Consider the following 19,803-nt stretch of genomic DNA (forward strand, 5'->3'; position numbering starts at 1 on the left):
CCCGTACTTAAGGCCTGAGGGCGGGCGGGCGTCGGCGGATGGCCGACGCCCGCGTAGCAGTGTGAATGTCCAGACCCGTCGGGTCGCCGATCAGTTATTCGCTCTGCCCGTGTGTCCGTGGTGGCTGCTGCGGGACTCGTCCCGCGTCGATCTTTGCTCTTCCATCCCCTGCGGTTGGTGGAGCGCGGACGTGCGGGAGCGACCGGGGAGAGGGTGCCGATCGGGCCGGGGCGAGACCGGGCCAGCCATCCGCGGGGAGGCCGGCACGGACGGCAGGCCGGGCCGCGCGAGCGGAGCGAGCGCCTTGATTCAGTAGAGAAAGTCATCACAGCGATCGACGAGGGGGCCATCTCCTCACCGGCGCTGTCGGCAATGCGTGGTGAGTCGTCGTGTTCGAGCTGTTCGGCACTGCGGACGACAGACCACCAGGTCCAGGTGACACGTTAAAAGGCAAACGGAGCCTCACGCCGATCCTGGCGTGGGCTCCGTTGCTGATCAAACTTGGTGGGCACAGACGGATTCGAACCGCCGACATCTGCTTTGTAAGTTCGACAACGCGTTCGATTAATGTCCAGCGGAGCCTCTCCTCATGGGACGCGACCGCCACAGGCGTCCCCGGGCATCCTCGCGCGTCCCCAGACGTTGCCGTCAAAGCGTGCCGTCAGATTGCCGTCCGGCTTTGGGCTGAAACAGCCGCGCCGCTGTTTCAGCCCTTCACGCCACAGAACTGCCGGAAAGACTGTCCCAGGCCCCGCCCCGGGCAAACGCTGAGCTAGGAGTATTGCTGGGACACAGGGACACCTGGGACAGTCCGGACAGGTCAGCCCAGGACGCGGCGCCGTCCCGGCTGGAGGTGTAGTACCTCCTGTAGGGACAGCCCATCCTCAGCCCAGAGCCGTAAGCGCTCGCGGTCGAGCCAGTACACGGCATTCAGATCGCCCCACGCCCGAGCATCCCGAGTCACCTGTCCGTTGGTCACCAGTACCCCGAATGCGGCGCCGTGCACTGGTCCGGCCGTCCCCTTGATCTGATACATGACGGATGAGCCGACACGACCACCAACCGTGGTGTGCTTGCACTGAGCGACATAGACCCGGCCCCATCGGTCCCGACCGATGGCATCCGCAGCCTGGTCGCCACGCTGTCCGACATGGCGGGTACTGATTCCGTCCCGGATCATCAGATCCCGCACCGCGAGTTCGAACTCCCGTGGGTCCATCGCATCCAGTGCTATCAATGGCAGCCTGAGCAGCGCCAGGCGCGCAGCCCTCGCGCTCTCGCTGGCGCGTCTCGCAAGCAGGCGCAGCGCGGCAGCCGCCACGCCAATCACGGCCACAATCGGGGCAAGCCACCAGAGACGCGCCCCGATGGCGAGGCTGACTCCAGCGAACCGCCACACTGCGAGAACCACAACGCAGCCCACGACGCCAGCCGCGGTCCATTCCCGACGACCACGAGGGACGCCAGGAAGGGTCGCCTTGAGCCGGTCCAGGTTCCGACTCACCGGGCAGCGCTCGCGCTTGCCTTGGCGGTCGCCTTGCTGCTCGACGGGGTTCCGGAGGATGATCCGCTGAAGCAGCTGTGCAGTGCCGCGTACGCGAGGACTGCGACGACAGCCCACATGATCCACTTGCTGCTGGCCTTAGCCTTCGGCGTCGGGTTCTTCGCCCAACCGCCGCGGCGGTAGTGGTAGCCAGGACGTCCAGCCATGCCTGCCCCCTCGAATCTGACGCCATCTCATGTGACGTGTTCCTCTCAGGTGAGCACGCGGCACCGACAGGTCGACAGGACGCCTCTACGGCTATGGCGAGATCCGGCCAGGTGGTGTGACTCGACACCGGCAGCTCGCCCGGACCTCACGCGCCTGGCTCCGGGACACTGTCGCACGTGGGCCCTGAGCTCAGTCCTCGACGAAGGGGGCCGCCGGCCCGGGCTCTCGTGCCCGAACAGCTAGGTTGGTGCCAAGTGGCCTCGCAGGGATGAGACTTGGTGCGATAGTGGACGAGTGGCGCGAAACTACGAGGATCTCTCACCGCACGACTTCGAGGTGCTTGTGCGCGACCTCTTCCAGGCCCAGTACGGGGTTCGTCTAGACACGTTTCCCGCCGGACGAGATGGCGGTGTGGACGTCCGCCTGCACCAGGGTGGCCGAGAGCTATTCGTGGTCCAGTGCAAGCACACTCCCGGGAAGAAGTTTTCCCAGATCAGAGCACAACTTCTAGGCGAAGCCAAGAAAATCGGCTCGCGATTCAGTGGGCAGCGGTATTTCCTCGCAACCTCGGCTTCTCTTACGCGTGCGAATAAGCAAGAGATCGCCGTCATGTTTTCCAGGGCAAAGCTGTCAGAGGGGGATATCCTCGGCCTGGACGACATCGAAAATCTGTTGGTCCTCCACCCACGCGTTGAGATTGCCAACTTCAAGCTCTGGATCACCTCCACCGCAGTCCTGGACCGGTTGCTCAGCTCTGACCTCTACACCCGCAATGCAGCACTTGTCGACCGGATCGTTGCTCGCCGCCGTCTCTACGTTCATAGCGAGGCATTCCCGCAAGCGCTGGACATGCTGAATGCTTCTCATGTATGCGTGATTTCTGGCGAACCCGGGATCGGCAAAACTACCCTGGCGCAAACGCTACTGCTTCAACTCCTCGCTGACGGCTGGAGTCTGCATGTCGCCTCGGAAGATGTATCCGATATTGAGCGGGCATGGAAGCCGGACGTTCGCCAGGCTTTCTTTTACGATGATTTCCTTGGACAAAACTCCGTCTTGGAAAGCCTGTCAAAGAACGAGGACAGTCGGCTCGCGCAGGTAATTGCCCAGGTTGAGAAGAGTGCCGACAAGCGTCTTATTATGACGACTCGCGAGTATATCCTTCGTCAGGCCACACAAGTATATGAACCCCTGAGTCGGATTGATGCCCTGGACGATGTCACTGACGGCGCTAGGGTGCTCCTGAACCTCGGGCACTACACCAGGGAGCAAAGGGCGCAGATTTTCTACAACCATATCCACTTCTCGGACCTGCCGGCTTCGGCGCGCAGGGCGGTCGTTCTGGGGGGCTCATATCGTGCCATCGTGGGCCATCCAAATTTCAACCCCCGGCTAATTGAGCTCATCACTTCAAATTTTGGTCGATCGAAGGCGCCCGGGGCAGATTTTCCTGACTATGCGGCAAAGTCGCTCGATAATCCCCAGGGGCTGTGGGGCAGGATTTTTGAGAACCAGCTCACCGGAACGGAGCGACTGGTTCTCCTTCTGCTTGCCACTGCCCGATCGCACATCGAGCTCAGCGACCTTCTGGCGGCCGTTCGACGGTATGAAGAAGCACTCCACGGCCGGACATCTACCGATGCAAACGCTTTGTATCGGTCTCTCAAGAAGCTTCAGGGAACGTTCGTGGCCTTGGATTCTCAGAATCGGCTGTACGATCCACGGTCGGGAATCCATCCTCAGAAGAAATCGACGCTTATCAGTCTCAAAAATCCGTCATTCGCTGACTATATCTGCGAATATCTTGCATCACGGCCGACGGAGATTGCGCAGATCGCGAGCGGCTGCGCATTCTTCGAGCAGGCTGAAACGTTGGTACATTGGGAGCTTGCGGGCGAGCCGCTCCTCGAATCCCTTGCGGCTGCTGGCCCCAGATTCCAGCGCGCCCGCCGTCTTTCCCCCGGGCAGCAACATTCCTTGATGGACGCCCTTCTGCGGTTGGAAAAGGCAGAGAGCTGTCAGTGGGAGGCTCGAAGCTCCTGGGCGTGGGTGAGGCGCCGCCCCGTTCCGGCATCCCGGCATCTTTTCATTCTGCTGCTGGACCAGAAATACGGCAGGTCCCTCGCTGGGGAGTCAACCGTCCGGCTAATCACTGAGGCTCTTAGGCAGAGGTTCAGTGAGGGCCAGCAGCTCCAGGGTTTGGATCTGGAGCTGCTTCGACTTCTGAGTGCTTATGATGGACTTCGCCCCGTGACCACGTGCATTCGAGATGATGCCCTGGAAAGTTCGATGATGAGTTTGGAGCATCCTCGGGACTTCGTGGAGGCCCTCTCCTTGATTGTCGAAATAGATATTCCGCAATCTGAGAGATCCAGGCAGGTGGAGGCTGTCTTGAGGTCAACGTACGCTGACTTCGCGAGAGCCTGGGATCGCGAGCAAGCGTCGGTTACCAACGGGATCACCGAATGTGAGGATGCACTCGAAGCTCTGCGCAGTGCGTCCAGCATGTTCGGAGTCGAGTTCAGTCATGAAACGTCCGAACTGGGCAGCCGGCTGGAGCTGCTGCGCGAGGAAGCTTTCGAGTACTACGACCCATCGGACAATGAAGAACGAGACTACGGTGACTGGGCCCAACGCCCGCGTCGGAATACCGATATCCGCCCAGAAATCCGGAGCCCCGCCGTTGACGAAGTCGACTCACTTTTCGCGACGCTGATCGAATAAATTCTTCGAATGCCGCTTCCTGGGCAGTACCAAATCCAGTTCTCTCGCTACGAGACCTGGATGAGCGCATGCGTGCCTGCGGTCCGCCACGTGGTCCCCGATGCCTCCAGCGCGGCCAGTGTGCCCGGCTCCAGCCCGACCGCGACGTCCGATTTCAGCGTGCGCAGAGCTGCAACGGCACCGGGGAAGTAGCTGGTCACCTCGCCGAACGGAACGGTCGGATCCCACCAGCGATCGCCCACAAGCCGCCGGTAGTTGAGATCGCCCTTGAGGATCGTTGCGGATGCTGACGCGAGTTGTGCCCGCAGGTTGTCCGGCATGGCGGTGAAGTCGAACGGTGCACAGAAGAACGGATCCGTACGCACGTGGAGTCGCTCGTTCGCTGCGGCTTCGCGTAGCCGCTCGCCCACACCTCGGGCTGCGCCGTCAACGGTCAGCAGCTTGCGCAGGCAGTCGCCGACATCGGCGACCATCGCGTCCGAGACGTAGTAAGGGGCTGGCTTCACATAGAGGACCACTTCGCCGACCGTGCCAGCGGTGAGCAGGTGATCGATCAGGGCTAGATCGGCGATCAGCTCGCTGCCAGCATTGTCCGCGACGATCGCCAGGGTGCCACCGCGGGCGGCTTCAAGCAGCTTCCACAGTTGGTCACTGTCGTCAGCAACCAAGCCCGAGTTCTCCGAGCTGCGACCGGCTTGGATCTGAAAGCTGAGGTCCGCGCGGTTGCCCCAGAGACTCGACAGCAGCAGTGCCTGTCCCCGATCGTCTTTGGCGAGATCCGCAACGTCGTCCAACGCCTCAACCTCAGCTGCGACAACCTCCCCGGCTAGTTCCGCCTGCTTGAACGGCGCAAAGAGGTCGAGCCCCTGCCAGACTCCTTCGCCGAAGTAGCCCACGGCATTCAGCAGCCGACGATAGAAGAAGGACTCGGCCCACAAGAATGGCGCAGCTGTCCAGGGTTTGCCGTAGTAGTCGCGCCCCCACGCCCGCCACTGATCTGCATCCGGTGCGCTGGCGGGCAGGGGTTCCATGAACCCACTCACGTTCTCCTCTGCCAGTTTCCTCAGCGCATGGTGCTGTTCCGGGCCGAGCGGCCAGGCCCCGAGGATCCGTTCGATGAGCGCGGGGTGGCGCTTGACGAACACGTCCGTGGCGAACGGCGAGTCGGTCGAAATGATCGCCGGGGCCTGGTCGGTCATGTGGTTATCCCTCTCGGAAGGGGGTCAGGTCGAGGGCGACGACGCCGGCGGCGCTGCCGACGAGGATGCGGCCCTGGACAGGATCGTAGGCGGCACAGTTGAGACTGCCGTCGACGCGGACCTCGGCAAGTTGCTGCTGCTCGGAGAGCGACCAGAGCCGCACGGTGCCGTCGGCAGCCGCAGAGACTAGTTGATCCGGGTTCCCTGTGAACGCCACCATCAGGATTCGCCCCGAGTGGCCGCTCAATTGGGCGGTGAATCGGTCGCTGGTCAGGTCACGGACAGCGATGTCGCCGGTCCCGGCGCCCACAGCGGCACGGGTGCCTCGGTCGTCCAGCGTGACGGATCGCGCCCACCCGTTCGGGCAGGTGAAGCGACTGACGAACTCGCCGCTCGCGGCCTGCCAGACGCGGACAGAGCCGTCGCCGCCGCATGCGGCGAGCACCTGGCCGTCACCGTTGAACGCGATCGAGCGGAGTCGGCCCGCGTGCACATCCTGCGACCACAGCAGCTCGCCGCTCGGCAGGTCCCAACAGCGGATGTGGCCGTCGCCCGTGCTGGCCGCCAGACGCGGCGCGGTGCGCGCCATGGCGACCGCCCACGATCGGTTCGTGTCCTCGTTGAGAGTCAGCTCCCACGCGTCGTCCGTGAGGGACCAGACCCGCACGGCACCGTCACCGCAGGCTCCGGCCACCAGGTCCGCGCCCGAGGCAAGCGACCAGACGCGCCCGTACCCAGCGGGAAGCGTCCGCAGCGTGGCAGAGTCAACGGCGTTCGCCACGTCGATCGTCCCGGCGCCGTCGCCGATCAGCCCCGCCCCTCCGGTCTGCGAGTACGCCGTCGACCACGTTGTGTTCGACCCGCTCGCGAGCGTCTCCAGTTGGCCACCGTGGGCGGGCCACAGCCGCACCGCGCCGTCCTCGCAGCCTGCAACGATGGTGCCGTCGCTGCTGCGCGCCAGAGATCGCACCCAGTCGACGCCAGGCGGAAGCGCAGTCATCCCCGCGTCACCATCGACGGTCAGCACGTGAATCGTTGGCTTCTCCGTTGCGGCGATCACCAGAGCGCCGTCCGCCGAGGCGATGACGCTGCGGACCCGGCCCGGAAGCTCCGTCGCGCGCCGAACCGGCGTGAGCGCGCCGCCCTTGGTCGTCCACACCACGACCGAGCCGTCCCCAGATCCGGAGGCCAAAAGCCCCGAGTCGGCAGCAAAGGCCACCGAGCGCACCCAGTCACGATGCTGCGCCTTCTCATCGAGCAACCGCCCAGAAGCGATATCAAACAGCCGTACGAACTCGTCCTCGCCGCTGGTCGCCACGACGGGTTCTTCGCCGCCCGAGACGGCAACCGACCAGACCGGAGTGCCCGTGGTCTGCATCCGGCGGACCAACAGCAGTCGCTCGGCATCCCACAGGCACACGGCGCCGTCTTCTGCACCCGAGACGAGCAGCCGCCCATCAGCCGCGAACGCGAGCGCGCGGATTCGGCGCGAGTGTCCCGCAAGCACGCCCACCGGTGCGCCGGAATCAGTTCGCCACAACCGAATCAGACCGTCTTCGCCGGCGGAAGCCACCAGATCCCCCGCCGGGGACAGCGCCGTCGCGTAGACCCAACCGGTGTGCGCTCGGAAGACCCGGAGCGCCCGGCGGGTCGCGATGTCCCACAGCCGGACCGTGCCGTCCTCACCGCCCGAGGCAACGACTCCTGCCGCCGTTGCCACGCTGACCACGGCACCGACGTGGCCGGCGTCCTTGGCATCCAACGCGGGATTGCGCCGCACCCAGCCTGCGCGGAAGGCCGCGCCGAGCGAGGTTACCTCGGTGAGCACCGCAGGTGGCATCGTTGCCGATGACCGGCGCAGCGCGATCGACAACGTGGCAGCTACGTCGGCCGGCTCCGAAAGTCCGGTGAGCAGGTAGCCGGACCCTGCCATGACCCGCGCGGCAGTCCAGGAATCAGCTCGGCGCCCATGTGGCAGTGCGTCGAGCACGGCCGCGTCGGCTGCCAAGGACTGGTCGCCCACCAGCACGACCTTGCGCACCACGTAGGCCGGGGAGGACAGCAGGGAGACCAACTCGTCTTCCAGTCCGGCTTCGCGCAGGTGGTGCGGAAGGTGGCGCCACAGGTAGCCGTGCTCGGGATCGAGTTCCGCCCACAGCCCCGCGATGTCCTCGCGGTAGCTGTCGAGCAACGACGTGTGCAGCTGCTTCCAGTCGTCCGCCGCCAAGTGCCGCAGGTAGGACCGGAAGACGTCGTGCAGCGTGATCGTTTCGGTGTCCGCTCGATAGCTGCTGACCAACGAGCGGTCTGCGAGGACGCGGCAGAACTGGCGGACGGCCTGCGGGGACCAGCCGAAGGCGGTCTTCCACCAGTGCACGAGCACGGGCACGGGAATCGCGGTCGCCGGAGGGAACACCGCCAGGGACAGGTAGCGGGCACGCAGGTCTGAGGCGCCGTGCAGGGTGATGCTCTCTTCCAAACCGTCGAGGCTGGAAGCGATCGCCTGGCCGATGGCGCTGCGGCGTTGATCGGCGTCTAGGACGTCGAACGCCTGCGGTCCGTACTCGCGGATGGTCTCCGACGCTTCGGCCACTACGCGGCCCGACAGGGCGCCCGCGGCCACGTCTTGTCCCACGTTGGAGCCGACAATCTGCGCGAGCAGCGGCCAGCCGCCGAGCGACTCCGCGAGTTGTTGGGCCTCGCTGCGGTCCAGCGACGCCACATTGCGCGTGAGCATCTCGCTGATCTCGCTCGCGGTCATGGGTCCAAGTCGCACCACCCGCGCGTTCGACGGGCACACCCGGACGTTGCGCGTCGTGACGAGGCGGACGCATTCCTCACCACCGAGCAGGAATGGGCTCAGGTCGGCGGCGCTCCAGACGTTGTCGACCACCAGCAGGGCGCGTCGATCCTGAAGGAGCCGTGCCAGGTGGAATCCGGCCTGCTCTGGGTCTGTGAGGGCAGGGCGCGAGCCGCTGAGGTGGACGCAGATGTCGGAGATCAGTTCCACGACCCGGGCTGGGGTGCATCCCTCGCCGGTCTCTACCCAGAGAATCTCGGGGTAGAGGTCGCGGATCCGTTCGTCGTGGACCAGCTGCGTTGCGATGGTGGTCTTGCCGAAGCCGCCTGGACCCGCGACCGCTACCGTCGCGATCCCCTCGGCATCCCGGGCTTCCTCCAGGACGGAGATCAGGCCCTCAAAGTCGTTGTCCCTGTGCACCAGACTGGCCTCCGCGTTCGGAATGGGGAGGAAGCTGCCTGGCAGCGACTCGGGCCGTCCAGGGTCCATCGGTGCTTCGCCGAGGGCTTCCCAGAACCGCTCTTGCTCTGCCGGGCTGCATCGCTCCAAGGTCGTGTCCAGTGCCTCCTGGATTGCCTTGCTGATCGCCTTCGGCTTTGAAGGCGACTCCCAGTCAGACACCGTTCGGCTTCCGACTCCCACGTGAGCGGCGAATGCCCGCACCGACAGGCGCTTGGCCTCGCGTAATGCGCGCGATTCCCTTCCCGTCCAGCGCTGCACTGTGCCCACCGAGACCCCCTCGACCGACTCTCCGACGCTAACAACGAGTGACTGTGCCACGGGTGGACGGACACGTACTCCGCAGCAAGCCCGCAGCATCACCGCCACACCCAGGCGAGGCGTGGCTTCGAGCGCGCAATAGATCTTGCCTCTTATGCCCCCGCGTCCGCAGCACCACCGCAGCATCCGACCAGCCACAGCACCAGGAAATCCGGGCACTGTTTTCGTCAACGGCAGTGCGCAGCTCAGGCACTGCCCGAACGTGAGATCTCTTCGAGCGCCGCCACCCGGGCGGCAAGCTCCTGGATCGCGGAGTGGATTTCCTTGATTTCCTCGCGCAAGCCCCGAGTTGGACCAGGCGCAGCGGAGCCCGCCGGCACGGCGTTGGTGATGAAGTACCCGCGGTTGCCTGCGGAGAAGACGAGTCCCTCGTCCACGAGGATGCGTAGCCCGTTGCGCACGGTCTGGGTCGCGATACCGAAGTCGGCCGCGAGCTGCCGCGTGCTTGGCAGCCGACCGTCCGGGTAGCCACTGGCGTTGATCTTCTGTCGGATCTGGTCGGCCACCTGCTCCGACGGCAGCTTCGGATCGTTCACAGCGAGGCTCATGCTGCGAGCGTAACTGGCGATCAACCCGCACTGCCACGCACTACCCCATGGGACTTGTGGAGTAGCGCGCGCTAGTGCAAGCTACTTCATGAGCGGTTCGACCCGACCGAGGGTGCGAACCGGAGCACTTCACCCTGTCCCGATGCCTAGATCAGGAGAGGCGATGCGCACCTTCGTCGCTGGTCACGAGCCCGTGACCGCCACCGAGTTCGCCAGTCTGGCGCTCGGTTTTGATGTGGAGCTGTTCGCTGGGGTGCCCGGCGAGTCGTCCACCGAGCGCGCGGCCCGACTGGACGCCGCGGCCGCACTGCTTGCGGAGCTGGAGCAGGAAGACCCGATTGCGGCGGCTTATGCGGCCGAGCTGCTGGGCACCTCACCCATGAACCTCCGCCGTGTCGTGATTCCCCGCTCCAGCATCCGGGCGGAGGTGGCGGCATGAGGCGTCAGGTGATCTACGTCGAGAGCGGGCGCGGACGCCGCGGCGGCTCGGGTGACCGCGAGGGCGCCAAGTGGGCGGCCGGGATTGCGGCCGGCGTGGTGTTGTGGAACTGCTGGCACTTCGGGATGTGGGGGTTCGTCGCCACGGCGGCGACCTACCTGGTGGTCCTGGTCGTGCTGAAGGCGTGGCTCGGGGGGAGGGCCGAGCCGTGAGGCGTTCCGCGAAGGCGGCGCTGGTCGCCGGTCTGCTGGCCGTGGTCCTGATGGCGTTCCGGGTGTCGTGGAACGCGCTGCGGGATGTGGCCCACACGATCGGCGCGGACCACACGGCCGCCGTGGTCTACCCGCTGGTGGTCGACGGTCTGATGGCCCTGGCGCTGGTGGCGACGCTGGTCCTGCCGGACGAGCCGGGCGAGGGCGGGAAGGCGTCGCCCCGCCGGTTCGCGCTGCGGGTCCTCGCGTCCTACACGCTCGCGTCGCTGGTGCTGAACTACGTGCACGGGCTGACCGCCCCCGACGGCGCGCGTATCCGTCTGGCCGACTGGCCTCCCGCCAACTGGGCGCTGGTCCTGCTGGGCACCTCGTTGCCGGTCGGCTCCATCTTCTTCGGCTCGGACCTGGTGGCGAAGGTGCTGCACCACCGCCCCGACTCCGGCAAATCAAGATCTTTCAGCGCAGATCAGTCGATAGCTGACCTGCCCGAACCGGCCCCCGCGTCCGTCTCGGAGCCCGTGGAACCGCCTGCGTACGTCACCCCGACGGACGTTCCTACGGCCCCGCTCCCTGCCCCGGCCGGGACTGCGCCGAAGCCCGCGCGTCGGCCCCGACCCGCCACCGGCCCCCTGCCGACGACTGCCCGCACCCCGCGCCCGACTCGCACGCCCGCCGATCTGCTCACCGAGGCGCGCGAGTTGACCGCCGACTGGCCCAATGAGCACCTGTCCGCCGAGCGCATCCGCAAGGCCGCGCACACCTCTGCCGCGAACGCGCGGATGCTCCGGGATCTGCTGCTGCGGGAGCGCCAGGGAGATCGTCCCGAGCTGCACGCCGTTCCCGACCTCGCCACCGCGTCCATGTCCAACTGACCAGCGAAGGAGACATCTGCCATGAGCACCAAGCCGTTCAGCCCCCTCTCCGAGCAGGACAACACCGTGCGAGCCCTGCTCGCGCTCGTGACTCAGTTCCCCGACCTGCCGACCGCCTCGTTCCAGGTCAACCCCTACATCCCCGAGTTGACCATCAACGTCCACAACGACCCGGCGGGCTTCGAGCAGTGGCGCGAGTCGCTGGGCCTGGACCCGCAGACGTCCACCGAGAAGGACTACCGCACCTTCTACGCGGTTGAGGTCCCGGGCGAGTTCGCCGGCGTCGGCGTCGAGTTGGTCGGCTACATGCCGATCCCGATCGAGCACGACGCCCCCGCCGCCGCGGCCTGACCACCCAACCATCCGAAGGGAACCGGAACGATGCTCGCGAGCTTCAACCTGCACCCGTCCGAGATCGGCCGCATCGACGTGGAGATGGACGACTGGGGCCCCTCGCTGGTGATGACCTGCGACGACGTGATCCTGCGGGTCATGCTGCCGGTCACCGACACCCCCGCCGAGGCGCTCCCGTTCGTCCGCGCCCTGCACGCCGCGGCCTGCGAGTTCCTCGCCGTCTCTGAGCAGTACGCCATCGCGCACCTGGACCCCGAGACGGGCCCGGACCCGCTCGCCGCCTAGCTCAGCCGCCGGGGCACGTCACCGCCTGCCAGCAAACGCCGTGCCCCGGCTCCCGTCCCGCCCCACCTGTGATCACTCACCTGAGAGAAGGACAGTTCAGTGAACCACGAGGAAGAGGAGCTGTTCCGCCGGCTTGAGGCGGACCTCACCACCGACCCGACCACCCCGACCGGGACGCCGGTCGACGCCACCCCGGCGCGCTTCACCGAGCCGCTGGATGTCGTCGCCAACCCCGACCAGGACGACGCCGAGCCGACCGGCGCGGGTCCGGCCGCGCTGCTCGCGTCGGCCGACGACGAGGACGAGGAGCCCGAGCAGTCGGTCTACGTCGACTCGGCGACCTCCGGGATCGTGCCCGCCGACCCGGACCGCGCGGTGCGCCGCCCGGTGATCCCGGCGTGGGCCCGGTCGAAGTCCTCGCTGCTGGCTGCGGCGAAGCGGGCTGGCGCGCAGGTCGGCTACAGCGTCGCGTTCCACCTGGTGCGCACCCCCTGGTACGCGACCCGGTTGTGGGCGTACGCGCCGCGGGGCCTGTACCGGCTGCTCGCCGGGCTGACCGCGTGGGCCACCGACGCGGAGGGCGCCCCGATGCGCGCCTATTCGGTGCGCCGCGAGGACGCCGAGCTGTACCTGAAGCTGACCCGCAAGCGCGACGACCGCGTGCGCCTGCGCACCCTGGTCCTCGCGCTGGGCACCATCGCCGCCCTGGTCGGCGCGCTGGTGGCGTACGTACTGCTCGGCAGCGCCGAACTGCTCACCCTCACGGGCGGGTTGCTGCTGGCACTGGGCGCGCACGGCCGCCCGGCCGGCGAGCCGCTGATCCGGCGCGCGGTCAACAAGCGCGTCATGCCGCGCCTGACCTCCGACCACGTGGAGAAGGCCCTGCTCGTGCTCGGGATCGGCGGTATGGGCAAGGGCGAGATCGGGTTCCCCGACCCGATCCACCGCGACGGCCCCGGCTGGCGCGCCGTGGTCGACCTCCCGCCCGGCATCACCGCCACCGACGTGATGGAGCGGCGCCGCCGCCTCGCCTCCGGCCTGCGTCGTCCACTGGGGACGGTGTGGCCCGAGGGCGACCCGAACGAGCACGAGGGCCGCCTGGTGCTGTGGGTCGGGGACAAGGACCTGGCCAAGACCGACAAGGTGGCGTGGCCGCTGGCCAAGACCGGCAGGCACGATCTGTTCAAGCCCGTGCCGTTCGGCGTGGACCCGCGCGGACGCGTGATCGCGCTGCCGATCATCCAGCACAACTACCTCTTCGGCTCCGCTCCGGGACAGGGAAAGACCAGCTCGGTGCGCGTGATGGTCTCCGGCGCCGCCCTGGACACCTCGTGCGAGCTGTGGCTGCACGAGAACAAGGGCACCGGCGACCTGGACGCCTTCGAGCAGATCGCGCACCGCTTCGTGTCCGGCATCGACGATGACGCGATCGCCTACGCCGCCGAGTCGCTCGCCCTGCTGCGCGAGGAGGTCCAGCGCCGCGCCGCCATCCTCAAGGGCCTGCCGCTGGACATCTGCCCCGACAAGCGCACCACCCGCCAGATCGCCGACAAGAACATCGGCCTGCACCCCCTGCTCGCCGTCTTCGACGAGGTACAGAACGTCTTCGCGCACAAGAAGTACGGCAAGAAGGCGGGCGAGGACGCCGAGTTCGTCATCAAGCTCGGCCGCGCCCTCGGAGTGGTGCTGGTGCTGGCCACCCAGCGCCCCGACAAGGAATCCCTGCCCACCGGGGTGTCCGGCAACGTCACCATCCGGTTCTGCCTCAAGGTCGCCGGACAGGTCGAGAACGACATGATCCTCGGCACCTCCGCCTACAAGAACGGCATCCGCGCCACCACCTTCCGCCCCGAGATCGACGCCGGTATCGGCTACCTGGTCGGCGCCACCGCCCTGCCCACCGTGGTCAAGACCGCCTACCTGGACGGACCCGCCGCCCAGGCCATCGCCGACCGCGCCCACGCGATGCGGCTCGCGGCCGGAAAGATCACCGGCCACGCCGCCGGCGAGCGCTCCGCCACCGAGGAGGAGCGCGGCGGAAGCGTCCTGGACGACCTGCTCGCGATCTGGCCCGCGAACGAGCCGAAGGTCTGGTCCGAGACCCTGGTCGCCGCCCTGGCGGCGCTGCGCCCGGACGCCTACACCGGCTGGGGCCCGGACCAGCTCTCCGCCGTGCTCAAGCCGCGCGGCATCCCGACCGTCCAGATCGGCCGACGCGTCGGCGAGGGCGGGAAGCTCGTCAACCGCCGCGGCGTGGAGCACGCCCGCATCCTCGCCACCGTCGCGGAGCGTGACCGAAACCGGGCCGAGTAGGCCCGCCCGGGGCTGCTGTCGACAGCACGCAGGCCGCTAGCGATAGCAGCCCCCGTTAGCCACCCATATAGCGCGTGATCAGGACGCTAGACGCTAGCGCCCCTACCTGGACTTTGCCCGAAACCGACCGGAAGAGGCCACCCATGACCCCCGTAGGGACCGCTGTCGTCCTCGCCCTGCTCATCACGCTCGGTTACAGCCTGCTGTGTGCGGTCAGCCCGTGGGCGCGCTGCCGCAAGTGCCAGGGACTCGGCTTCGCCACCCGCCAGACCCGCCGCGGCACCTGGAAGCGCGGCCGGGACTGCCGCCGCTGCAAGGCCACCGGGATGCGCATCCGGTACGGGCGCCACCTGTTCAACCGCTACGCCGACGTCCGCCGCCGCGGCACCCGCTGACCCCGCCCCCACCTCACCGACCCGACGCACCGAAGGGACCTGGACCGTGTTGTTCGCCACCGTCTCCGTCGCCGCCCTGCTCGGCATCGCCGCATTCGCGGTCCTCAAGTCCGGGCGCGTCGGCCTCGGCTTCGGCCTGCTGCTGTGGCTGTCCGGCTTCACCGCCGCCTCCACCGGCATCGCCCCCTACGTGAACCACGCCATCGCCGCCGCCGTCCGCGCCGTCGCCCACATCCACTGACCTGCCGTCAGGAGACCTGCCGTGAATCAGCAGCCCGTCCACAGCATCCCGGCGCCGGTCGTCACCGTCGCGTACGACGCGGACGGCCGCCCCTACTACCTCCCCGCCACCACCCCGGCCGCCCCGCTCATGCCCTACCAGGCCTCCGGACAGGCCGCCGTCCCGGCGACGGTCTACCAGCCCGCCCCGCTCCCGGCGCAGCCCACCAACGGTGGCTACAGCCCGCTGCGCGACCCGATCGTCATGCGGCTGCTCGCCGGCGGCATTGGGCTCGGAGCGACGGGCGTTGGCCTCAGCTTCCTGTTCACCGCCCTCGCCGCCGCCACCACCGCGATCGGCCTACTGCTCGGCGTCCTCGCCCTTGTCTTCCTGCTCGCCCACAGCGGCGGGGGCAGGGGCGCCGTCAACGTCCGCGTCGACAACCGCTTCACCAACCGCAACCGCTGAATCGGAGGAGATCGCCATGGCCCGCCCCTACGAGCAGGAGCGCAGCGTCATCACTGCCGCGCTGCGCCTGGTCGAAGCCGACAACTACGCCCGCGAGAGCGACCCGAACGCGGACGCCGAGAGCTGGTACGCCGCCGAACAGCTCGCCCTCGCCTCCCGCGCCCTGACCCGCGCCACTGAGGCCCTGCCCACCGACGACCAGCCCATCGGCTGGAACGCCTCGACCACCGTAGAGGAGACCGCCGTGTCCAGCTCCATCACGTTCGAGTCCCTGTTCGCCCGCCACGCCCAGCCGCTCGCCACCGTGCTCGCGGCCACCGTACCCGGCGACTTCGACCCCGACAGCCTCACCCCGGACACCTTCGCCGACCACCTCGACACCGCCAGCAGCCACGTGACCGACTTCAACGGCGCCGTGGGTGAGCTCTCCGACGACATCGCCGCCGCCCTGATCTACCTCACCGACGCCGACCAGACCGACGACCCCACCATCCGCGCCGCGCTGCTCCACATGGCCAGCAGGCACCTGGAGTCCCTGGACTTCGCCGCCTCCGAGCTCGCCTGCTGGTGACCCCGCACCGGTCTGCCTGACCGGCCGTGCTGCCCCGACGCCCGGCGCGCCGGGGTGGTGCGGGGGACCGGACAGAGCCGCGCCCCGCGCAACACCCCTCATGTACTGCCGAGTTGTGGAGGCACCCCATGTCCGTGGGAGAAACGCAGATCACGATCGTCGGCAACCTGACCGACGACCCCGAGGTGAGGTTCACCCAGGGCGGCGCCCAGATGGCCCGCTTCACCGTCGCCAGCACCCCGCGCACCTACGACAAGAACACCGGCCAGTGGGCCGACGGCACCGGCATGTTCCTGCGCTGCACCGCATGGCGCGACCTCGCCGACCACACCGCCGAGACCCTCTCCAAGGGCATGCGCGTCATCGTCACCGGCCGCCTGCGCCAGCACAACTGGAAGACCGACCAGGGCGAGAACCGCTCCATCCTCGCCGTGGAGGTCGACGAGATCGGCCCGAGCCTCCGCTTCGCCACCGCCAAGGTCACCAAGACCCAGCGCAACGGCACCGCCGCCCCGTCGGCCGCCGACGACCCGTGGAACACCGCCCGCCCCGCCTCCGCCGGATCCACCTCCGGCTACAGCGGGGGCGAGGAGCCCCCGTTCTAGACCGCACCAAGCAGCACGCGGCGGCCGGTGATCCTGCCAAGAAGCCCGGCCGCCGCCCCCAGCACCGATCCCAACGATTCGGGTGGAGGACTCCAGAATGCACCGCAACGCGTTAGTCGCACAGCACCTCCCGGTGCTCGCGGCGGCACTCCCGCTCGCCGGATGGGCCGTGCACTCCGGCGTACTGACGGCGCGCCTGCGCGCCGCGCGCCGCGACCCCCTGACCGGCGTCCTGACCCGCGACGGCTTCACCCGCGCCGCCACCCGCACCCTCGCCCACCCGAACGGCCTCCTGGTGTTCGTGGACCTGGACCGCTTCAAGCAGGTCAACGACACCCACGGCCACGCCGCCGGCGACGCCGTACTCACCCGCACCGCCACCGCCCTCTCCGTGTGGGCCGGTCCCCGCGGCGTGGTCGGGCGGTTCGGCGGCGACGAGTTCACCGCCGCCCTGACCGTGCGTCCTGAGCGGATCGCCGACCGGCTCAGCGCCCTCGCCGCCGCCCTCGCTGCCCCGACGTGGGACGGCGTCGCGCTGGACTGCTCGGCGTCCGTCGGCGCCTCCCGTGCCGCCGAGCTGCCCGTGCCGTCCCTGTCGGCCGCGCTCGCCGCCGCCGACGCGGCGATGTACGACGCCAAGCAGCACGGCGGCAACCTCTGGGCCCTCGCCCACGCCGACCACATGCACCCCGCCGCGCAGCGGCGCTGGGACCGCAACCGCCCCGCCACGACCGAGAGGAGCGCGGCATGAGCGCGCCCACGTCCGGGCACCTGTTCTGCGGCGCCGGCGGCGACTCCAAGGGCTTCGCGCTGGCCGGGTTCGACGTGCGGCTCGGCGCGAACCACTGGGACCGCGCCGTGGAGACCCACGCCGCGAACTTCCCCGACGCCGAGCACCTGTGCGCCAACCTCGACCACTACGACATGCGCCGCCTCCCGCGCACGGACGTGCTCGTGGCGTCGCCGATCTGCACCGAGTCCAGCCCCGCCGACGGCGTCGCTCGCCCCAAGAAGGCGCCGACGCCCGGCCAGTTGGACCTGCTGGAGCAGGGCCCCGTCGCCGACGCGGCGTGGGAGCGCACCAGGGCGACCGCCTACGACATCCTGCGCGCGGTCGAGATCCACGACTACCTCGCCGTGGTCTGCGAGAACGTGCCCCGCTTCGCCACCGCCTGGCCGCTGTTCCACTGGTGGCTGTCCGGCATGGAGGTGCTCGGCTACCGCCACCAGGTCGTCTCCGTGTCCGCCGCCCACGTTGGCGACATGGGCAACGACCCGGCCGCGCAGTGGCGCGACCGCATCATCATCGTGTTCACCAAGACCAGCCTGCCCAAGCCCGACCTGGAGCTTCGCCCCCGCGCCTGGTGCCCCACATGCGGCACCGACGTGGACGCGGTGCAGGCGTGGCGCAACGGCAACAAGATCGGCCGGTACCGGCAGCAGTACGACTACCGCTGCCCGAACAACGCCTGCCGCCACCAGGTCGTCGAGCCCTACGTCGCCCCCGCCGCGTCCATCTTGGACTGGACCGACCTAGGCATCCGGATCGGAGACCGGCCCGAGAAGCGCATGCGGCCGCTCGCGGCTTCGACGCTGCGGAAGATCCGGCTCGGGCTGGAGAAGCACCGCGTCCCCTCGATCATCACCGCCAACCACACCGACCCCGGCGACGGCCGCGCCGCACCCGCCCACCTCTCCCCGCTGGGGACGCGGACGCTGCGGATCGGCGACGGCCTCGCCGTCCCGCCGCTGCTCGTGCCGACGGGCGGGTCGTGGAACACCGACGCCTACCCCGTCGCCGTTCCCATGCGCACCCGGATGACGCGCGAGAGCGAGGGCGTTCTCATCCCCGCGCCGTTCATCACCGAACACCGCGGCGGCGGCTCCACCACCCGCGCCGTCCTCGACCCCCTCGCCACCATCACCGCCGGCGGGAACCACCACGGCTTGGTCATCCCCTACCGACGCGGCAGCGCCAAGACCACCGCCGAACCCGTCCACACCATCGCCACCCGCGAGAGCGCCGCCCTGGTCCTCGGCGCCGACACCACCGCCGCCGAGATCGCGATCGAGGACTGCTGGTTCCGCATGCTCTCCCCGCGCGAGCACCTGCGCGCCCAACGCTTCACCGACGACTACACCGTGCTCGGCAACGTCGGCGAGCAGACCGCCCAGGCCGGCAACGCCGTCCCCTGCAACGTCGCCCAGTGGATCGCCACCAAGCTGCTGGAGGTCCTGTGACCACGCCGCCGCTCGCGCCGCTCCCGCTGTGGGAGCAGGTCATCCACCGCGCCGACGGGCGCTGCCAGTGCACCGGCCAGTGCGGCAGCAAGCACGCCGCCGGACACGGCCGCTGCGAACACGAGAACGGCGGCTACCTGAGCAAGCACCACGGCCCGGTCCGACTCATCGCCGCCCCCGCCGACCCCGCCGCGCTCACACTCCCCGCCCACCAGGCCGCCCGCCTGCCCCTCTCGGCGCTCGCCGCCTGGTGCCCGCCCTGCCACGACCACGCCCACACCCGCGCCCGCCACGCCCACCGGCAGACCCTCGCCGACCAGCACACCAACGACGCCGCCCTGTTCGACCTGTGAGGAGACACCCGATGCCCACCAGCACCGTCACCATCACCGGCTTCGCGCAGCTCATCGCCCGCACCTGGCCCCACGCCTACCGCGACGACACCCTCCCGTCCATCAACGGCGTCCGCGTCGAGAGCGACGGCCGCCGCCTGTACGCCGTCGCATCCGACCGCTTCACCATCGCCATCGCCCGTCACGACCTGGACGCCGACAGCGCCACCGAGCCGTGGAACGCGTTCCTGACCGCCTCCGACCTGCGCGCCGTCAAGGCCATCACCCCGCCCCGCCACCACGCCAAGCTCACCACCCTGACCTGGAACCCGGGGCGGCACGTTCTCGCGGTGACCGTCGGCGAGCACACGCTGACCCTGCCCGACCGCACCGAGCAGGACGCCAAGTTCCCCAAGTGGCGCCCCATCGCCCGCGACGCCCTCGCCGCCACGCCCGCAATGACCGATGACCTCGCCGTCAGCGCCCACCACCTGGCCAAGTTCACCAAGGACCCGGCCGTGCGCGATCACACCCCGCTCACCGTCTGGGGAGACGACCCGCACAAGCCCATCGTCATCGCCCAGGGCACCGACTTCCTCGGCCTGCTCATGCCCATCCGCCGCAACCCCGATGGCGACTGGTTCTCCGGCCACCAGGCCATCCGCGCCGCCTGGACCGACACCCTCGCCGACGCCACGACGGCAGCGTCGCTCGCCGCCTGACACCGCCAGCCC

The 19,803-nt window shown here is 68.6% G+C and carries 21 protein-coding genes; 17 read left to right on the forward strand and 4 right to left on the reverse strand.

The features are described 5' to 3' along the window. Positions 1-820 precede the first annotated feature (820 nt). Positions 821-1,180, reverse strand: coding sequence for a restriction endonuclease (locus BS83_RS48600; protein ID WP_332262401.1), 360 nt, complete (start codon positions 1,178-1,180; stop codon positions 821-823). Here BS83_RS48600 and BS83_RS48605 point away from each other — a divergent pair. Together BS83_RS48605 and BS83_RS19995 are read left to right on the forward strand one after the other, a co-directional pair. Next, a complete protein-coding gene (locus BS83_RS48605; protein WP_332262421.1) occupies positions 1,070-1,687 on the forward strand; it encodes a hypothetical protein in 618 nt (205 codons plus the stop codon). The two genes, BS83_RS48600 and BS83_RS48605, sit on opposite strands and share 111 nt — an antisense overlap. A 318-nt stretch (positions 1,688-2,005) precedes the next feature. Beyond that, positions 2,006-4,435, forward strand: a complete 2,430-nt coding sequence (locus BS83_RS19995; protein WP_037605054.1) for a restriction endonuclease — start codon at positions 2,006-2,008, stop codon at positions 4,433-4,435. Positions 4,436-4,482: 47 nt separating this feature from the next. Here the strand turns inward: BS83_RS19995 and BS83_RS20000 are convergent, their stop codons facing one another. The 3 genes from BS83_RS20000 to BS83_RS41965 form a co-directional block, all read right to left on the reverse strand. Continuing rightward, a complete protein-coding gene (locus BS83_RS20000) occupies positions 4,483-5,634 on the reverse strand; it encodes a damage-control phosphatase ARMT1 family protein (protein ID WP_037605055.1) in 1,152 nt (383 codons plus the stop codon). Between the two features lie 4 nt (positions 5,635-5,638). Next, positions 5,639-9,163, reverse strand: coding sequence for a WD40 domain-containing protein (locus BS83_RS20005; RefSeq protein ID WP_037609476.1), 3,525 nt, complete (start codon positions 9,161-9,163; stop codon positions 5,639-5,641). Positions 9,164-9,399: 236 nt separating this feature from the next. Beyond that, complete coding sequence (locus tag BS83_RS41965; protein ID WP_063774198.1) at positions 9,400-9,762, reverse strand: GntR family transcriptional regulator; 363 nt, start codon at positions 9,760-9,762, stop codon at positions 9,400-9,402. Between the two features lie 163 nt (positions 9,763-9,925). Between BS83_RS41965 and BS83_RS20015 the strand changes: the two genes are divergently transcribed. The 15 genes from BS83_RS20015 to BS83_RS20085 all read left to right on the forward strand — a co-directional run bounded on the left by BS83_RS20015 (position 9,926) and on the right by BS83_RS20085 (position 19,791). Then, a complete protein-coding gene (locus BS83_RS20015; protein ID WP_037605056.1) occupies positions 9,926-10,201 on the forward strand; it encodes a hypothetical protein in 276 nt (91 codons plus the stop codon). Then, positions 10,198-10,413: a hypothetical protein gene (locus BS83_RS20020; protein WP_037605057.1), complete on the forward strand. Its 216-nt coding sequence runs from the start codon at positions 10,198-10,200 to the stop codon at positions 10,411-10,413. The genes BS83_RS20015 and BS83_RS20020 overlap by 4 nt, the downstream gene beginning before the upstream one ends. Further along, positions 10,410-11,285 carry a DUF2637 domain-containing protein gene (locus tag BS83_RS20025; RefSeq protein ID WP_051943424.1) on the forward strand — a complete coding sequence of 292 codons (876 nt, stop codon included), beginning with the start codon at positions 10,410-10,412 and terminating at the stop codon, positions 11,283-11,285. The genes BS83_RS20020 and BS83_RS20025 overlap by 4 nt, the downstream gene beginning before the upstream one ends. 21 nt (positions 11,286-11,306) lie before the next feature. Next, a complete protein-coding gene (locus BS83_RS20030) occupies positions 11,307-11,636 on the forward strand; it encodes a hypothetical protein (protein ID WP_037605058.1) in 330 nt (109 codons plus the stop codon). A 30-nt stretch (positions 11,637-11,666) separates the two neighbouring features. Further along, entirely contained in the window at positions 11,667-11,924 is a 258-nt protein-coding gene (locus BS83_RS20035) for a hypothetical protein (RefSeq protein WP_037605059.1), read from the forward strand. A gap of 99 nt (positions 11,925-12,023) precedes the next feature. Continuing rightward, positions 12,024-14,237, forward strand: a complete 2,214-nt coding sequence (locus BS83_RS20040) for a hypothetical protein (protein WP_037605060.1) — start codon at positions 12,024-12,026, stop codon at positions 14,235-14,237. A 143-nt stretch (positions 14,238-14,380) separates the two neighbouring features. Further along, the gene (locus BS83_RS20045; RefSeq protein WP_037605061.1) at positions 14,381-14,632 is read left to right on the forward strand and encodes a hypothetical protein; all 252 of its coding nucleotides are present in this window, start codon (positions 14,381-14,383) and stop codon (positions 14,630-14,632) included. Positions 14,633-14,678: 46 nt separating this feature from the next. Continuing rightward, positions 14,679-14,873 (forward strand): hypothetical protein, encoded by a 195-nt coding sequence (locus BS83_RS20050; RefSeq protein ID WP_157597253.1) that lies wholly within the window; start codon positions 14,679-14,681, stop codon positions 14,871-14,873. A gap of 21 nt (positions 14,874-14,894) precedes the next feature. Next, complete coding sequence (locus BS83_RS41970; protein ID WP_051943426.1) at positions 14,895-15,320, forward strand: hypothetical protein; 426 nt, start codon at positions 14,895-14,897, stop codon at positions 15,318-15,320. A 16-nt stretch (positions 15,321-15,336) separates the two neighbouring features. Continuing rightward, positions 15,337-15,891, forward strand: coding sequence for a hypothetical protein (locus BS83_RS20060; RefSeq protein ID WP_037605063.1), 555 nt, complete (start codon positions 15,337-15,339; stop codon positions 15,889-15,891). 128 nt (positions 15,892-16,019) lie between these two features. Further along, positions 16,020-16,496 (forward strand): single-stranded DNA-binding protein, encoded by a 477-nt coding sequence (locus tag BS83_RS20065; protein WP_037605064.1) that lies wholly within the window; start codon positions 16,020-16,022, stop codon positions 16,494-16,496. A gap of 97 nt (positions 16,497-16,593) precedes the next feature. Further along, the gene (locus BS83_RS20070; RefSeq protein ID WP_063774199.1) at positions 16,594-17,247 is read left to right on the forward strand and encodes a GGDEF domain-containing protein; all 654 of its coding nucleotides are present in this window, start codon (positions 16,594-16,596) and stop codon (positions 17,245-17,247) included. After that, positions 17,244-18,737, forward strand: a complete 1,494-nt coding sequence (locus BS83_RS20075) for a DNA cytosine methyltransferase (RefSeq protein ID WP_037609481.1) — start codon at positions 17,244-17,246, stop codon at positions 18,735-18,737. The genes BS83_RS20070 and BS83_RS20075 overlap by 4 nt, the downstream gene beginning before the upstream one ends. After that, complete coding sequence (locus BS83_RS20080; RefSeq protein WP_063774200.1) at positions 18,734-19,090, forward strand: hypothetical protein; 357 nt, start codon at positions 18,734-18,736, stop codon at positions 19,088-19,090. The genes BS83_RS20075 and BS83_RS20080 overlap by 4 nt, the downstream gene beginning before the upstream one ends. Before the next feature lie 11 nt (positions 19,091-19,101). Continuing rightward, on the forward strand, positions 19,102-19,791 hold the full coding sequence (locus BS83_RS20085; RefSeq protein WP_037605065.1) for a hypothetical protein: 690 nt from the start codon (positions 19,102-19,104) through the stop codon (positions 19,789-19,791). The last annotated feature ends 12 nt before the right edge of the window (positions 19,792-19,803 follow it).

The sequence above is a fragment of the Streptacidiphilus rugosus AM-16 genome, assembly GCF_000744655.1.
GTDB classification, from domain to species: domain Bacteria; phylum Actinomycetota; class Actinomycetes; order Streptomycetales; family Streptomycetaceae; genus Streptacidiphilus; species Streptacidiphilus rugosus.

What these genes read in the sequence shown, in the direction of transcription:
- BS83_RS48600 (WP_332262401.1), bottom strand. Translation starts at nt 1,180, where the DNA reads ATGATCCGGGACGGAATCAGTACCCGCCATGTCGGACAGCGTGGCGAC.
- BS83_RS20000 (WP_037605055.1), bottom strand. Translation starts at nt 5,634, where the DNA reads ATGACCGACCAGGCCCCGGCGATCATTTCGACCGACTCGCCGTTCGCC.
- BS83_RS41965 (WP_063774198.1), bottom strand. Translation starts at nt 9,762, where the DNA reads ATGAGCCTCGCTGTGAACGATCCGAAGCTGCCGTCGGAGCAGGTGGCC.
- BS83_RS20015 (WP_037605056.1), top strand. Translation starts at nt 9,926, where the DNA reads ATGCGCACCTTCGTCGCTGGTCACGAGCCCGTGACCGCCACCGAGTTC.
- BS83_RS20020 (WP_037605057.1), top strand. Translation starts at nt 10,198, where the DNA reads ATGAGGCGTCAGGTGATCTACGTCGAGAGCGGGCGCGGACGCCGCGGC.
- BS83_RS20030 (WP_037605058.1), top strand. Translation starts at nt 11,307, where the DNA reads ATGAGCACCAAGCCGTTCAGCCCCCTCTCCGAGCAGGACAACACCGTG.
- BS83_RS20035 (WP_037605059.1), top strand. Translation starts at nt 11,667, where the DNA reads ATGCTCGCGAGCTTCAACCTGCACCCGTCCGAGATCGGCCGCATCGAC.
- BS83_RS20045 (WP_037605061.1), top strand. Translation starts at nt 14,381, where the DNA reads ATGACCCCCGTAGGGACCGCTGTCGTCCTCGCCCTGCTCATCACGCTC.
- BS83_RS20060 (WP_037605063.1), top strand. Translation starts at nt 15,337, where the DNA reads ATGGCCCGCCCCTACGAGCAGGAGCGCAGCGTCATCACTGCCGCGCTG.
- BS83_RS20065 (WP_037605064.1), top strand. Translation starts at nt 16,020, where the DNA reads ATGTCCGTGGGAGAAACGCAGATCACGATCGTCGGCAACCTGACCGAC.
- BS83_RS20070 (WP_063774199.1), top strand. Translation starts at nt 16,594, where the DNA reads ATGCACCGCAACGCGTTAGTCGCACAGCACCTCCCGGTGCTCGCGGCG.
- BS83_RS20075 (WP_037609481.1), top strand. Translation starts at nt 17,244, where the DNA reads ATGAGCGCGCCCACGTCCGGGCACCTGTTCTGCGGCGCCGGCGGCGAC.
- BS83_RS20085 (WP_037605065.1), top strand. Translation starts at nt 19,102, where the DNA reads ATGCCCACCAGCACCGTCACCATCACCGGCTTCGCGCAGCTCATCGCC.